Origin of the sequence: Catellatospora sp. KI3 (genome assembly GCF_029948125.1) — a bacterium.
GTDB lineage: Bacteria > Actinomycetota > Actinomycetes > Mycobacteriales > Micromonosporaceae > Catellatospora.
The window spans coordinates 128605-145127 of record NZ_JASAMB010000014.1 but is presented as its reverse complement, the minus strand read 5'-3'; the positions used below and the strand labels follow the sequence as shown (position 1 = coordinate 145127).

The 16523-nt window shown below is 75.2% G+C and carries 3 protein-coding genes; all 3 read left to right on the top strand.

The features are described 5' to 3' along the window. Window positions 1–5 precede the first annotated feature (5 nt). The 3 genes from QEZ54_RS22375 to QEZ54_RS22365 are packed head-to-tail and all read left to right on the top strand — an operon-like array spanning window position 6 to window position 16514. A complete protein-coding gene (locus tag QEZ54_RS22375; protein WP_281306646.1) occupies window positions 6–3665 on the top strand; it encodes an ATP-binding cassette domain-containing protein in 3660 nt (1219 codons plus the stop codon). Then, window positions 3662–9430, top strand: coding sequence for a non-ribosomal peptide synthetase (locus QEZ54_RS22370; protein ID WP_281306645.1), 5769 nt, complete (start codon window positions 3662–3664; stop codon window positions 9428–9430). The genes QEZ54_RS22375 and QEZ54_RS22370 overlap by 4 nt, the downstream gene beginning before the upstream one ends. Beyond that, the gene (locus tag QEZ54_RS22365) at window positions 9423–16514 is read left to right on the top strand and encodes a non-ribosomal peptide synthetase/type I polyketide synthase (RefSeq protein WP_281306644.1); all 7092 of its coding nucleotides are present in this window, start codon (window positions 9423–9425) and stop codon (window positions 16512–16514) included. The genes QEZ54_RS22370 and QEZ54_RS22365 overlap by 8 nt, the downstream gene beginning before the upstream one ends. The last annotated feature ends 9 nt before the right edge of the window (window positions 16515–16523 follow it).

Here is a 16523-nt window from a genome sequence, read left to right as displayed (position 1 = left end):
ACGACGTGTCCGATACAGACCTGCGCAGCCGCGCCAGCGCCGAAGAGAACGCCGGGTTCTTCTCGCGCGTGTTCATCCAGTGGCCCTCCGTTCTCGTCAAGATCGGAGCGCAGCGGCCCCTGGAACTGTCCGACAGCCTCGAACCGCAGCCGTACGACGACCTCGACCGGGCCACGCCCGTGTTCGAGCAGGCCTACGCCGCGCGGCGTACCGGCAAGGACGGGCTGCGCCGGGCTCTGTACGACACGTACCGTCGCCGCTTCTGGCTGGCCGCGCTGATCTTCCTGGCGTACCAGCTCATCTCGACCGTCGGCCCGCTGGTGGTGCGCGAGCTCATCCAGTGGTTCGAGCAGACCCGGCAGGGCGCGCTGTGGACCGGCCTGGCCATCGCGGCCGGGCTGGGCCTGTTCCACCTGGTCGAGTCCATCTCGCACAAGCACCAGTGGTCGGAGGTGTGGAAGACCGCGCACTCGATCAACGCGCTGCTGCGCGGCCAGGTGCTGCGCAAGTACCTGCGGATGGACCGCGGCGCCCGCCTGGCCCACCCCACCGGCGAGGTGATCACGCACGCCTCCTCCGACGCGCGCAAGGTCGGCCTGTCGGCGTTCGTGCACATGTCCTGGGCGGTGCCGCTGGGCATCGTGGGCTCGTGCGCCATCCTGCTGGTGCTGATGGGCTGGGCCGGTCTGGTCGGCATCGCGGTGCTCGTCGCCGGGCTGGCCCTGTCGCATGTGGCCAACGAGCGGGTCTACGCGCTGGTGCCCCAGATCCGCGACGCCAACGGTGCCCGCATCGGCCTGGTCAGCGAGTTCGTCGGGGCGATGCGCACGCTGCGGTCGCACGGCTGGGAGTCGTACGCCGAGCAGTCGGTCACCCGCGAGCGCGACACGCTCAACCGGCTGCTGGTCCGCCGCCAGCGGCGACTGGCGACGCTCTACCTGGTCAACGCCGCCGCACCGGTGCTGATGATCACGACCACGCTGGTGACGTACGCCGCCTTCGGCAACGAACTGCACGCCTCCGACGTGTTCTCCGCCATCGCGGTGCTCACCGTCATGCGCTCCCAGCTGCCCGAACTCGTGCGCTACCTGGACATGCGCAACGAGTGGCGGGTCGCGTACCGCAAGATGACCGCCTTCCTGGACGCGCCCGAGTCGACCGAGCAGGCCGCGTCCGGCTCGGCCCCCAGCGGCACCGTCACGATCACCGGCGGCTCGTTCGCGTGGCCGTCCAAGGACGGCGACCCGGCCCCGGCGCTGCACGACATCGACCTCGACATCGCGCCGGGGGAACTGGTGTGCGTGCTCGGCCGGGTCGGCAGCGGCAAGTCGGCGCTGCTCGGCGCGATGGCCGGGATGATGCGGACCGCCTCGGGCGCCGCGCGGGTCGGGGGCACCTCGGTCTACCTGCCGCAGCGCGCCTGGATCATGCAGGGCACGGTCGCGGAGAACATCCGCTGCTACTCCCCGGACGACCCGCAGCGCTACGCGGCCGTCGTGCGCGCCACGGCGCTGGAGGCGGACCTGGCCGCCATGCCGGCCCGCGACGACACGGTCATCGGCGAGCGTGGCACCAACCTGTCGGGCGGCCAGCGGCAGCGCATCGCGCTGGCCCGCGCGGCCTACGAGGACGCCGACGTCTACCTCGTCGACGACCCGACCAGCGCCGTCGACGACGCCGTGGCCGCCTCGATCATGGACAACCTGTTCGCGAAGCTGCTCGCGGGGCGTACCCGCGTGGTGGCCACGCACCGGCTCGACTTCGCCCGCCGGGCCGACCGGGTCGTCGTCCTCGACGGCGGCCGGGTCCTCGCGGTCGGCACCTTCGAGCAGATCGCGGCGAGCATGCCCGACCTGCTGCCCGCGATCGCCGCGACGGAGCCCCCGGCCGAGCAGGCCGCCTCCGCCGAAGCCGACGAGGCCGACGTCGAGGAGTTCGACGAGGACGCGGTACGCAGCGGCAAGGTCATCACCCAGACCTACCGGCAGTACCTGCGCGTGCTCACCCCGGGCTTCCTGGTCGTCGTGCTGATCGGCCTGGCGCTGCTGGGCCAGGCGATGCTCGGCGGCTCCTCGTTCTGGCTCGGCGAGTGGACCGCCCACCCCGGCCAGGACACCCTGTTCTACGCCTGCGGCTTCGCCGCCATCGCCCTGGTCGGCCTGGCGCTGGACCGCACCCTGTTCAGCTTCGGGTTCTCGCGCGGGGTCAAGGCGGGCATGCACCTGCACGCGGCGATGCTGCGCCGGGTGCTGCGCGCGCCGCTGTCGTTCTTCGACCGCAACCCGTCCGGACGCGTCCTCAGCCGGTTCTCCGCCGACATGGAGACCATCGACCTGGAGCTGCCCGGCTACAGCCTCGACACGCTGGCCATCGCGGTCGGCCTGCTCATCCCGTGGATCGCGCTGGCCATCACCAGCCCGCTCACCCTGGTGTTCGCCCCGATCGTGGCGCTGATCTACCTGCGCTGGCAGCGGCGCACCCGGTCCAGCACCGCCGAGGCGTCCCGCCTGTCCAAGCAGGCCAAGGAGCCGATGCTCTCGCTGCTCAACGAGGTCATCGACGGTGTCACCTCGATCGAGGGGCGCGCGGTCCGGCTGGCCGGATACGAGGCGGCGTACCGCGCGAGCGTGCGCACCGCCCACCGCACCGACTACACCGTCAACTCGCTGTCCCGGCACTTCAACCTGCGCCTGGACCTGATGGGCGCGGCGATCCTGTTCGGCAGCGCCGCGCTGCTGGTGGTGCAGGGCGCCAGCGCCGGGTTCGCCGGTGTCGGCATCAGCTTCGTGTACATGCTCACCGAGACCCTGGCCATGAGCCTGATCACCATCTACACGATGGACCTGGCGCTGACCAGCTTCGAGCGGGTGCACGACTACACCAACCTGCCCGAGGAGCGCGCCGGCGGCAGCCCGGCCCCGCAGGGCTGGCCGTCGGCCGGCGACGTCCGGTTCGAGAAGGTCAGCCTCCGCTACAACGACGGCGGACCGCTGGCCCTGGACGAGGTGTCGTTCCACGTGCCCGCGGGTGCGAAGGTCGGCATCGTGGGGCGGACCGGCAGCGGCAAGTCCAGCCTGTTCTCGTCCCTGCTGCGCTTCGTGGAGATCGAGCAGGGCCGCATCGTCGTGGACGGGGTGGACGTGGGCACCCTGCGCCTGGAGGAGCTGCGCGGCCGCGTCGCGATCATCCCCCAGGACCCGGTGCTGCTGCCCGGTACGCTGCGCGACAACCTCGACCCGGTGCGGGTCTTCTCCGACGGGGAGATCGAGGCGTCGCTCAAGAAGGTCGGCCTCGCCGACAAGCTGCTGGCCCTGCCGTCCGGCCTGAGCCACCCGGTCAGCGGCGGCAACGCGCAGCTCAGCGCGGGCGAGCGGCAGCTGTTCTGCCTGGCCCGGGCGCTGCTCGACCGTGCCAAGGTCGTCCTCATCGACGAGGCCACCTCCAGCCTGGACGCCGAGACCGACGCCCAGATCCAGCGCACCCTGGAATCGGAGCTGGCCGGAGCCACGGTGCTCACCATCGCGCACCGCCGCGGCACCCTGTCCGGCGCCGACCAGGTCATCACGATGGAGGCGGGCAAGGTCGCCCAGGTGGTGACCGCCGACGGGCCGCAGGCCGCACCGGGGCCGCGCCGTCCCGCCACCGACGGGGTGCCCGCGCCGTGAGCATCCACGAGCCGACCGGGACGCTCCGGCCAGCCGTCGCGGGTCACCCCGCGACCCTGGCCGGGCGTCCCGCCCTGCCCGCGCCCCGCCGCCCCGCCGACGAACCCGCCCCGGCCCGGCGCCCCGACGGCGCGCCGCCCGCGCTGGAGCTGGTCACCGACCGGGCGCGCCCCGCCGTGCCCGGCCAGGCGACCGGGACGGTTCCGATCACGTTGGAGCCCGGCACCGAGCGGCGGCTCACCGAGGTCAGCCGCGAGCACGGGGTGGCCCCGTCCGTGGTGCTGCTCGCGGCGTACGCGCTGACCCTCGGTCGGCACGCGGGCACCGACGACGTCAGCGTCGGCACCGACCTGCGCGGTGACCTGGCCGTGCTGCGTACCCGGTGGGCCGACGACCCGACCTTCGCGCGGCTGCTCGAACGGGTCCGCGACGCCGACGCTCACCCGGCCGGCACCGACGCCGCGCGGCTCGGCCGCCACCCGCTGTTCCAGACCGCGTCCGCGGCCGCCTGTACGCGCGCCGACCTGGCCCTGGCCTGGGACCAGGCGCCGGACCAGGCCGGGCGCCGGCACGGCCGGGTCGACTACGACCCCGAACTGTTCGACCAGGCCACCGCCGCGCGGCTGGCCACCCACCACCTGGCCCTGCTCGAGGCCGCGCTCGCCGCGCCCGGCACGCCCGTGTCCCACCTGGACCACACCACCGCCGACGAGCGCGCACGGCTGACCGCCTGGGGAACCACCGGCGGCACCCCGCACCCGCACGGCGTCGTGGAGCTCTTCCTCGCCCGCGCCGAGGCGACCCCCGACGCGGTCGCGCTGGTCTTCGACGACCAGACCCTCACCTACGCGCAGCTGCGCGAACGCGCCGAACGACTGGCCCGGATCCTGACCGCGCACGGCGTCGGCGCCGAGCACGTCGTCGGACTGGCCATGCAGCGCTCCGCGGCCCTGGTCACCGCGATGCTGGCGGTGCTCCTGGCGGGCGGCGCCTACCTGCCGCTGGACCCCGGCCACCCCGACGCGCGGCTGTCGTACATGGCCGCCGACAGCCGGGCCCGGCTGGTGCTCGCCGACCGCGACCTCGTCCTCGGCGACGTGCCGGTGCTGCGCGTCGACCGCGACGCGACCCCGCCCGCGCAGGCGTGGACCCGGCCGCCGGTGCACCCCGACCAGCGCGCGTGCGTGCTGTACACGTCCGGCTCGACCGGCCGGCCCAAGGGCGTCGAGGTCACCCACCGCGGCATCGTCCGGCTGGTGCACCAGGCGGAATTCACCGGGCTCGGCCCCGACGACGCCGTGGCCCAGGTCGCCAACGTGTCCTTCGACGCCGCCACGTTCGAGATCTGGGGCGCGCTGCTCAACGGCGCCCGGCTCGTCGGCGTGCCCAAGGACGAGGCGATCACCCCGGACCTGCTCGGCGCGCGTGTCGCCGCGCACGGCATCACGGCGATGCTGCTGACCACCGTCGTGCTGCACCGGTGCGTCGACGAGGCCCCGCAGGGGCTGGCGCCGCTGCGGGTGCTCTACTACGGCGGCGAGGCGGCCGACCCCCGCCGGGTAGCCGCCCTGCGCGCCGTCGCGCCGCACCTGCGGCTGGTCAACGCCTACGGCCCGACCGAGTGCACCACCATCGCCACCACCAGCGACAACGTCGGCACCGTGCCCGGCGAGCCGCGCGCCCCGATCGGGCGGCCCATCGCCCAGACCACCGCGTACGTGCTCGACGGGCGCGGCCGCACCGCCGGGATCGGCGTGCCGGGGGAGCTGCACCTGGGCGGCCCCGGTCTGGCCCGCGGGTACCTCGGCCGGCCCGACCTCACCGCGGAGCGGTTCGTGCCCAGCCCGTTCGGGCACGGGGAACGGCTCTACCGGACCGGCGACGTGGTGCGCTGGCGCGAGGACGGCGAGCTGGAGTACCTCGGCCGCGCCGACGACCAGGTGAAGATCCGCGGCGTGCGCATCGAGCCCGACGAGATCGCGGCCGTGCTGGCGACCTGCCCGCGGCTGCGCGCCGCCGTCGTCGACGTACGCGGTGACGGCGACGCCAAGCGCCTGGTCGCCTACGTGGTGCCGGACGAGCCGGGCCCGGTCGACCGGGCCGGCCTGCGCGCGTACGTCGCCGACCGCCTGCCCGACGCGATGGTGCCCACCTTCTACGTGGCCGTGCCGCAGCTGCCGATCACGCCCAACGGCAAGGTCGACCGCCAGGCCCTGCCCGCCCCGACCGCCGCTGACGCCGTGTCGACGGCGTACGTCGCCCCCGCCGGACCGGCCGAGGAGCTGGTCGCCCGGGTCTGGGCCGAACTGCTGGACCTGGACCGGGTCTCCGCGCACGACGACTTCTTCGCCCTCGGCGGCCACTCCCTGCTGGCCACCCGGGCCGTCGCCCGGATCGCCGCCGCGCTCGGCGTCACCCTGAACGTCCGCGACCTGTTCGAGGCGCCGACGGTCGGGGCGCTGGCCGCCCGTGCCGCCACCGGGCGGCCGGACGACGACCAGCCGCCGATCGGCGACGCCGGCGACGGACCGTACCGGCTGTCCTTCGCCCAGCAGCGGCTGTGGTTCCTGGACCAGCTCGCCCCCGGCAGCCCGCTGTACAACGTGCCGCTGGTGCTGACCCTGGCGGGCGCCCTGGACGTGCCCGCCCTGGACGCCGCGGTCCGCGCGCTCGCGTGCCGCCACGCCGCCCTGCGCACCCGCCTGGTCGCCCGCGACGGCGAACCGGTGCAGGTCGTCGACCCCGACAGCCCGGTGCGGGTGACCGTCGAGGACCTGCGGCACCTGCCCGAACCCGACCGCCGCCAGGCCGCCGACGACCTGGCCCGGCAGGAGGCCGAGCGCCCGTTCGACCTGGCCGCCGGTCCGCTGCTGCGGGTGCGGCTGCTGCGGCTGGCCGCCGAGCGGTTCGAACTGCTGCTCACCATGCACCACGCCGTCTCCGACGGCTGGTCGGTGGGCGTCGTCATCGACGACCTGGCGGCGGCGTACACCGCCGCCCGCGCCGGCGGCCCGGCCGATCTGCCCGCGCCGTCGGTGCGCTACGCCGACTACGCCCACTGGCAGCGCGAGCTGCTCGACTCCGGGGTCCGCGAGCAGCAGCTCGGCCACTGGCGCGCGGAGCTGGCCGGGGCCCCGCCGCTGCTGGAGCTGCCGACCGACCGGCCGCGCCCGCCGGTGCCCCGCCACGTCGGCGACGCGTTCCCGATCGAGCTGCCGCCGGGCCTGTCGCGGCGGCTCGACGAGGTCAGCCGCGCCCACGGCGCCACCCGGTTCATGACCCTGCTCACCGTCTACCAGCTGCTGCTGGGCCGGTACGCAGACTGCCAGGACGTCAGCGTCGGCAGCCCCGTCGCCGGGCGTACCCGGCCGGAGCTGGCCGACCTGGTCGGGTTCTTCGTCAACACCCTGGTGCTGCGTACCCGCTGGGCGGACGACCCGACGTTCGCCGAGCTGCTGGCCCGGGTCCGCCGCACCACCCTCGCCGCGTACGCCCACCAGGACGTGCCGTTCGACCAGGTGGTGGAGGCGCTGAAGCCGCCGCGCGACCCCAGCCGCACCCCGCTGTTCCAGGCCATGCTCGCGATGCAGGACGTGCCGACGCGGGTGTCGGCGCTGGACGGCCTGGCTGTCACGGTGCGCGAGTCGACCAGCCGCATCGCCAAGTTCGACCTGACCGTGGCGTGGGACGAGGCGTCGCTGGCCGACGGAGAACTGCGCGGCAGCGTCGAATACGACGTCGACCTGTTCGACCGGGGCACCGTCGAGGCGCTGGCCGGCCACTACCTGACCCTGCTCGACGCGGCGCTGGCCGCTCCGCACCGGCGCGTCTCGCAGCTGCCCCTGGTGCGCGAAGAGGAGGTCGCCGCGCTGGTGGCCGACCTGGACGCCCCGGCCGCGCCGCCCCGCGCGGCGCTGGTCGAGCTGTTCGACGCCGCCGCCGCGCGCTGGCCCGACCGGGACGCGGTGACCCACGACGGGCACCCGCTGACCTATGCCGACCTGGCCGCCCGCGCCGACCGCCTGGCCCGGAGCCTGCGCGAGCGGGGCGTCAGGCCCGGCGACACCGTCGCGGTCCGGCTCGACCGCGGTCCGCTGTGGCCGGTCGCGCTGCTGGCCGTCCTGAAGGCCGGTGCGGCGTACGTGCCCGTCGACGCGGGGGCGCCGAAGGAGCGGTTCGCGCACCTGCTCGCCGACAGCGGCGCCGCCCTGGTGCTCGGCGACCGCGCCGCCGGTGCGCCGCCGGCCGGACCGGTGCCCTGGCACGCCGTGGAGGACCTGCTCGAAGGACCGGTCGCCGAGGCGCCGCTGCCGGTGGTGTCCCCGGCGGCACCGGCGTACGTGCTCTACACGTCCGGCACCACCGGGCGGCCGAAGGGCGTCTGCGTCAGCCAGGGCAACCTGGGGCACACGCTGCGGGCCGTCGCCGACCGGTACGAGCTGTCCCCCGAGGACCGGGTGCTGCAGTTCGCGGCGCTGACCTTCGACGTCGCCGCCGAGGAGCTGTTCTCGGCGCTGATCCGGGGCGCCTGCGTGGTGCTGCTGCCCAGCGGGCCGGTGCCCGGCATCGCCGAGCTGGCCGAGCTGGTGCGCCAGGAGCGGCTGACGGTGCTGAACCTGCCCGCGTCGTACTGGCACGAGTGGGTGGGCGTGCTGGCCCAGCACCCGCCGAGCCGGTGCCCGTCGCTGCGGCTGGTCGTGGTCGGCAGCGAGCGGGTCGACGGCGGCCGGCTCGCCCGGTGGCAGGCGGTGGCGCCGACCCGGCCGCGCTGGCTCAACGCGTACGGCCCGACCGAGGCCACCATCACCGCCACCGTCCACGAACCCGCCCCCGGGACCGGCGGTCCCGCGACCGTCCCGATCGGCCGGCCGCTGCCCGGCGTGCGCGCCTACGTCCTGGACACGGCGCTGCGACCGGTCCCCGCCGGGGTGCCCGGCGACCTCTACCTGGCCGGACCCGGGGTCGCCGACGGCTACCTCGGCGACCCGGCCCGCACCGCGACCGCGTTCCTGCCCGACCCGTGGGGTCCGCCCGGCGGCCGGATGTACGCCACCGGCGACCGCGCCCGGCGCACCGCCGACGGGGTGCTGGAGTTCCTCGGCCGCGACGACCACCAGGTCAAGCTGCGCGGGTTCCGCATCGAGCTGGGCGAGATCGAGAGCGCCCTGGCCTCGTGCCCGGGCGTACGCGAGGCGGCCGTGCTGCTGCACGAGGACGCTCCGGGCGGCCCGACCCTGGTCGGGTACCTCGCCCCGCCGGTCGCGGAGGCGGCCGTGCGGGCGCACCTGGCCGACCGGCTGCCCGCCTACATGGTGCCGTCGACGCTGGTCAGCCTGGACCGGCTGCCGACCGGCGCCAGCGGCAAGCTCGACCGCCGCGCCCTGCCCGCGCCGACGGGACCCGCCCGGACCGGGCACGCCGTGCCCACCGGCGAACTGGAGCGGACGGTCGCCGAGATCTGGTGCGACGTGCTCGGGGTCGACCGGGTCGACGCCGAGGCGAACTTCTTCGAACTGGGCGGGCATTCCCTGCTCATCGTCCGGGTCCAGGCCCGGCTGTCCGAGACGCTGGGCCGCCCGGTGCCGGTGGTGGACCTGTTCCGCTTCCCGACCGTACGCGCCCTGGCCCAGCACCTGACCGCGGGCGCGACGCCCGCATCCGGCACCGCGGGCCGCCGCCGTGCCGAGGCACGCAAGCTGCACCAAGGCGGGCGAGTGCCACGCAGGCGCGCCACGCCCGAGACGCTGGAGAACCCTGATGAGTGACGACAACCAGATGCCCGTCAACGCGGTCGCGGTCGTGGGCATGGCCCTGCGCGTGCCCGGCGCCAGCACCCCCGACGAGTTCTGGCGCAACCTGCGCGAGGGCGTCGAGTCGATCGCCGTGCTCACCCCGGAGCAGCTGCTGGCCGGGGGCGCCACCGCCGAGGAGATCGCCCACCCCGACCACGTGCCCGCCCTCGGGGTGCTCGACGACCCCGCCGGGTTCGACGCCCGGTTCTTCGGCTTCTCGGCCCGCGAGGCGCAGCTGCTCGACCCGCAGCACCGCCTGTTCCTGGAGTGCGCCTGGGAGGCGCTGGAGCACGCCGGCCTGCCCGCCGACTCCGCCGAGACGGTGACCGGCGTCTACGCCGGCGTGGGGGAGAGCTCCTACCTGCTGCACAACCTGCTGCCCAACGCCGACCTGGTCGCCCGGGTCGGGGCGTTCCAGACGTCGTTGGGCAACGACAAGGACTTCGTGCCCACCCGGGTGTCGTACAAGCTGAACCTGCACGGGCCGAGCGTCAGCGTGCAGACCGGCTGCTCGACCTCGCTGGTCGCGGTGCACATGGCCGGGCAGGCCCTGGCCGCGGGCGAGTGCGACGTGGCCCTGGCCGGCGGCGCGACCATCCTGGCCCGCACGGCGGGCTACCGGTACGAGCCGGGCGGGATCCTGTCGCCCGACGGCCACGTCCGCGCCTTCGACGCCGCCGCGGGCGGGGCCGTGCCCGGCAGCGGGGTCGGCGTGGTGGTGCTCAAGCGGCTGGCCGACGCGCTGGCCGACGGCGACGTCATCCACGCGGTGATCCGCGGTTCGGCGATCAACAACGACGGCGCCCGCAAGGTCGGGTTCACCGCCCCGAGCATCGACGGGCAGGCCGACGTGATCGCCGAGGCCCTCGGCGTGGCCGAGGTCGAGCCGTCCTCGGTGTCGTACGTGGAGGCGCACGGCACCGGCACGCCGATCGGCGACCCGATCGAGGTCGCGGCGCTCAAGAGCGTGTTCGCCGACTCCGTCGCGCCGGTCGCGCTCGGCTCGGTGAAGACCAACGTCGGCCACCTCGACACCGCCGCCGGGGTCGTCGGGCTGATCAAGACCGTGCTGGCGCTGCGCGCCCGGGAACTGCCGCCCACGCTGCACTTCAGCACCCCGAATCCGCAGCTCGGCCTCGACGACAGCCCCTTCCACGTGCCCGCCGTGCGCACCCCGTGGCACGGCGACGTGCTGCGCGCGGGAGTCAGCTCCTTCGGCATCGGCGGCACGAACGCGCACGTGGTGCTGGAGCAGGCGCCACCGCGAGCGGGAGCGGGGGCCGGGCGGCGTACCCATGTGCTGCCGCTGTCGGCCGCGACCGCGACCGCTCTCGACGCCGCCGCCGCGAACCTGGCCGCGCACCTGCGGGCGCGTCCGGAGGAGTCGCTGGCCGAGGTGGCCTACACGCTGCAGCGCGGCCGCCGGCGGCTGCCGTACCGCCGCTTCGTGGTGGCCGCGACCGCCGAGCAGGCCGCCGCCGCGCTAGAGCAGGCGCAGCCGGCCCGCACCGCCGGCACCGACGAGCGGGCGGTCGTGTTCGCGTTCCCCGGCCAGGGCGCCCAGCGGCCCGGCATGGGCCGCGGCCTGTACGAGCGGGAACCCGTCTACCGCGCCGCCCTGGACCGGGTCGCCGACCTGCTGCTGCCCGTCCTCGGCGCCGACCTGCGCGACGTGCTGCACCCCGCCGAGGGTGCCGACGCCGACGCGATCCACCAGACGCGCCTGGCCCAGCCCGCCCTGTTCGCGGTCGGGTACGCGCTGGCGGAGCTGTGGCGGTCCTGGGGCGTGCGCCCGGCCGCGATGATCGGCCACAGCGTCGGCGAACTCGTCGCCGCGTGCCTGGCCGGGGTGATGTCGGTCGAGGACGCCGCGCGCCTGATCGCCGTCCGCGGCGAGCTCATGCAGCAGGCCCCCGGGGGCGCGATGACGGCGGTGCCGCTGCCCGAGGCGGAACTGGCCGGGCTGCTCCCCGACGACCTGGCCCTGGCCGCCGTCAACGGGCCCCGCCAGTGCACCGTCTCCGGGCCGGTCGAGGCGGTCGAGCGGTTCGAGGCCGCCCTGACCGCGCGCGGGACCGCGCACCGGCGCCTGCGGACCTCGCACGCGTTCCACAGCCCGGCCATGGGCCAGGCCGCGGCCGCGTTCGAGGCCGAGGTCGCCCGGGTGCGGCTCAGCCCGCCCCGGATCCCGTTCGCGTCCAACGTGACCGGCACCTGGATCACCGACGCCGAGGCGACCAGCCCCGCCTACTGGGGGCGGCAGCTGAGCGGCGCCGTGCGCTTCGACGACGGCCTGCGCGCCGTCTGCCCGCCCGACGCGCTGCTGCTGGAGGCCGGCCCGGGCCGGACCCTGACCGGACTGGCCCGGCCCGCCGGGCTCACCGCCGTCGCGTCGCTGCCGGGTGACGGCGACGCCGAGGCCGAACTGCTCGCCGCCGCCGGTGCCCTGTGGCGCCACGGCACCCCGCTGGCCTGGGACGAGCTGCACCCGGCGCGGCCCAACCGCACCGTGCTGCCGACGTACCCGTTCGAGCGGGAGCGCTACTGGATCGACCCGCCGGCGGTCGCGACCGTCCGCACCAGCCCCGACGGACTGTCGGTACGCGCCTTCCGCCGCACCCCGCCGGCCACCGCCGGGCCGGGCACCGGCACCTGGCTCCTCCACCCCGACGGCGGTCTGCTGGACGACCTCGCCGCCCGGCTGCGCGCCGACGGCGCCGACGTGCGGACCCTGGCTCCCGGCGCCGATCCGGCCGCCGTCGGCGGCGACCGGATCGCCGCGGTGGTCTGTCCGGTTCAGTCCGGTGGCCCGACCGCTGCCCGGACCGCCCTCGACGAGCTGACCGCCACGCTGCCCGGCGGCACCCGCGTCATCGCCGTCACCTCCGGCGCGCTCGACGTCACCGGCGCCGAACCCCTCGATCCAGGCCTGGGCGACCTCGCCGCGTGGGCGGTCGCGGCGCCCGGCCGGACCCTGCTCGACGTGCCCGGCACCGGCCCGACCACCGCGTTGATCCGCGCGGTGCGGGCCGAGCTGACCGGCGCGGCCCGCGACAGCGTCGTGGCGCTGCGGGGCGGCCACCGGTTCGTGGCCGGCCTGGAACCGGTCGACGGCACCGCCGACCCGGCCCGGCACCTGGGCACCCGCTACACGGTGCACGGGAACCCGACGCTCGGGCAGGTGTTCGCCGGGGCGCTGGCCAAGGCCGGCGCCGTCGTGTCCGACGCGGACGAGACCGCGGCCACCGCGCTGCTGCTGCTCGACGCGACCGCGCCGGCCGGGCAGGTGCTGCAGAACCTGGCCGCCGCCACCTACGCCGTGCACGACAGCCGGGTCCGCGCCTGCGAGGTGCACCTGGTCGGCGACGCCGACACCGACGCGGCCGCCTCGGGGCTGGCCGGGCTGGTCGAAGCCCATACCGCGCTGACCGGCCGGGCCGGGGACGCGACCTGGACCACGATCGCGTGGCCCCGCGGCGACCGCGCCCTGCTCGGACGTGACGTCGCCCGGGTGGTGGGCGCGGTGTCCGGCGGCCACGTCGTCGTCGCCCCGCGCGACCACGACGGCGAGCCCGGCACCGACCGGACGGCGGACACGTCGGCGGTCGCGTACGCCGACGCCGCCGAGCGCGAGGTGGCCGCGATCTTCACCGACCTGCTCGGCGAGCCGGACATCGACCCCACCGCGGGCTTCTTCGAGCTGGGCGGCCACTCCCTGCTCGCGGCCCAGTTCGTGACCCAGGTGCGGCAGAGCCTCGGCGTCGAGATCGCGCTGCGCACGTTCGTCGCCGAACCGACCATCCGCGGCCTGGCCCGAGCCGTACGCCAGGCGCGCGAGGAGGCCGGGGGCGCGGCGGTCGAGGCGATGCCCGCCGTGGCGCCCGACCCGGCGCGGTCGGCCGTGCCGTTCCCGCTGACCGACGTCCAGCAGGCCTACTGGATCGGCCGGACCGGCGTCTTCGACCTCGGCAACGTCGGCATGCACGGGTACGAGGAGTTCGACGTCCCCGACCTGGACCTGCCCCGGCTGCAGCACGCGCTGCGCCGCCTGATCGCCCGCCACGGCATGCTGCGCGCGATCGTGCTCCCGCACGGCGAGCAGCAGATCCTCGCCGAGGTGCCCGACTACGTCATCGCCACCGAGGACGTACGCGGTCAGGGTGCCGACGTGGCCGCCGCCGTGCTCGACCAGACCCGCGCCGCCATGTCGCACCAGGTGTTCGTGCCCGACCGGTGGCCGCTGTTCGAACTGCGGGCCACCGTGCTCGACGACCGCACCCGCCTGCACTACAGCATCGACGGCCTGATCACCGACGCGTGGGCGTCCAGCATCGTGCTGCGCGAACTCACCGAGCTGTACCACCACCCCGAGATCGACCTGCCCGAGCTGGAGCTGTCGTTCCGCGACTACGTGGTCGCGGCCACCGCGATGGAGTCCACGGACCGGTTCAAGCGGGCCGCCGCATACTGGCACGAGCGGCTCCCGGAGCTGGCCACCGCGCCCGACCTGCCGCTGGCCCGCGACCCGGCGACGATCGAGGCGCCCCGGTTCCGGCGCTGGGAGGGGCAGCTGGACCGGCAGCGGTGGGAGCGGGTCAAGGCGCAGGCGTCGCGGCGCGGCATCACCCCGACGGTGCTGCTGCTCACCGCGTACAGCGAGGTGCTGGCCACCTGGTCGAAGAACCGCCGGTTCACCCTCAACCTGCCGATGGCCAACCGGCTGCCGCTGCACCCGCAGGTCGAGGAGATCATCGGCGACTTCACCTCGGTGACGCTGCTGGAGATCGACGCCGACAGCGCGGCCACGTTCGAGGCCCGCGCCCACGCGATCCGGGACCAGCTCGTCACCGACCTCGACCACCGCCTGTTCAGCGGCGTCCGGGTCACCCGCGATCTCAAGCGGCTGCGCGGCGACGCCGCCGCCACCATGCCGGTCGTCTTCACCAGCCTGTTCGCCAGCCACGGCGAGCACACCCTGATCGGCGACGTCGTCTACAGCATCTCGCAGACCCCGCAGATCTGGATCGACGCCCAGGTGTACGAGGTCGACGGGGCGCTCACCCTGGACATCGACGCCGTCGACGGGCTGTTCCCCGACGACCTGGTCGCCGCGATGCACCAGGCGACGCTGGCGGTCGTCCGGCGGCTGGCCGACGACGACTCCGGCTGGGGCGGTGCGGTGCCGTCGCTGGTGCCCGCGGCGCAGCTGGCCGCGCAGGAGGCGTACAACCGCACCGACGGCCTGGTGCCCGCGGGCCTGCTGCACGAGCCGTTCTTCGCCGCCGCCGCCCGTACCCCCGACCTGCCCGCCGTCATCACCCCGGACCGCACCCTCGGCTACGGCGAGCTCGCCGCCCGCGCCCGGGGTGTCGCCGCCGGGCTGGCACCGCTCGGCCTGCGCCCGAACGACCTGGTCGCGGTAGTCATGGAGAAGGGCTGGGAGCAGGTCGCCGCCGTGCTCGGCATCCTGGCCGCGGGCGCCGCGTACCTGCCGATCGACCCGGAGCTGCCCGACGAGCGCGTCGCCTTCCTGCTCGAGCACAGCCGGGCCCGGGGGGTGCTCACCCAGTCCCGCCTGGCCGCCGGCGGCCGGTTCGCCGGTGTCGGCACGGTGCTGGCCGTCGACGAGCTGCCCCCGTCCGAGGACGCGGCCCCGGTCGCCACCACGCCCGGCGACCTCGCGTACGTCATCTTCACCTCCGGCTCCACCGGCCTGCCCAAGGGCGTGATGATCGACCACCGGGGCGCGCTGAACACCGTCCGCGACGTCAACGACCGGTTCGGCGTCGGCGGACAGGACCGCGTCCTGGCCCTGTCGTCGCTCAGCTTCGACCTGTCCGTGTACGACGTCTTCGGCCCGCTCGCGGTCGGCGGCGCCGTGGTCATGCCCGACGCCGGCGCCCACCGCGACCCGGCCGCGTGGCTCGACCTGGTCACCGACGCCCAGGTGACGGTCTGGAACTCGGTGCCGGCGCTGATGGAGCTGTTCGTCGAGCACATGACCGTCGCCGAGGCCACCGCCAAGTCGATCCGGCTGGTGATGATGAGCGGCGACTGGATCCCGGTCAGCCTGCCCGACCGGATCCGGCAGGTGCTGGGCGCCCCCGAGATCGTCAGCCTGGGCGGCGCCACCGAGGCGTCGATCTGGTCCATCCTGTACCCGATCGGAGACGTCCCGCCGGAGTGGGCGAGCATCCCCTACGGTCGGCCCATGCGCAACCAGACCTTCCACGTCCTGGACGACGCGCTGCGCCCCCGGCCGACCTGGGTGCCCGGCCAGCTCTACATCGGGGGCGTCGGCCTGGCCCTGGGCTACCTCCACGACGGGGCCAAGACCTCGGCCGCGTTCATCACCCATCCGGAGACCGGGCAGCGGCTCTACCGCACCGGCGACCTCGGCCGGTTCCTGCCCAGCGGCGACATCGAGTTCCTGGGCCGGGAGGACTTCCAGGTCAAGGTGCAGGGCTACCGCATCGAACTCGGCGAGATCGAGGCCGCGTTCACCCAGCACCCCGGCATCCGGGCCGCGGTGGTGGTGGCGCAGGGCGAGCCGCGGGGGGCCAAGCGCCTGGTCGCGTTCGTGGTGCCGCAGGCGGGGCAGTCCATCCCCGAGGACACCCGGGAGTTCCTCACCGCCAAGCTGCCGGGCTACATGGTGCCCGGTGTCTACCTGGAACTCGACGCGCTGCCGCTGACCGCCAACGGCAAGGTCGACCGCCGGGCCCTGGTCGTGCCCGACGACGCCGCGGACCTCGACGCCCCCGCGTACGAGGCGCCCCGCACCCCCGTCGAGGAGGCGATCGCCGAGATCTGGGCGGGGCTGCTGGGCCTGCCCCGCGTCGGCGTGCGCGACAACTTCTTCCTGCTCGGCGGCGACTCGCTGATGGCCATGCGCGCCGTGGTCCACCTGCGCAAGGCGCTCGACATCGACGTGCCCATCCGGGTGCTGTTCGACAGCCCGACGCTGGAGGACACCGCGCTGGCAGTCGAGGAGCAGCTGCTCGCCGAGTTGGAGAACATGACGGACGAGCAGGCTCAGGCCCGGCTCGCCCTCTGACAGGAGAAC

Bases quoted from the DNA above. Each gene is read 5' to 3' on its own strand.
- QEZ54_RS22365 (WP_281306644.1), top strand. From the start codon at position 9,423: ATGAGTGACGACAACCAGATGCCCGTCAACGCGGTCGCGGTCGTGGGC.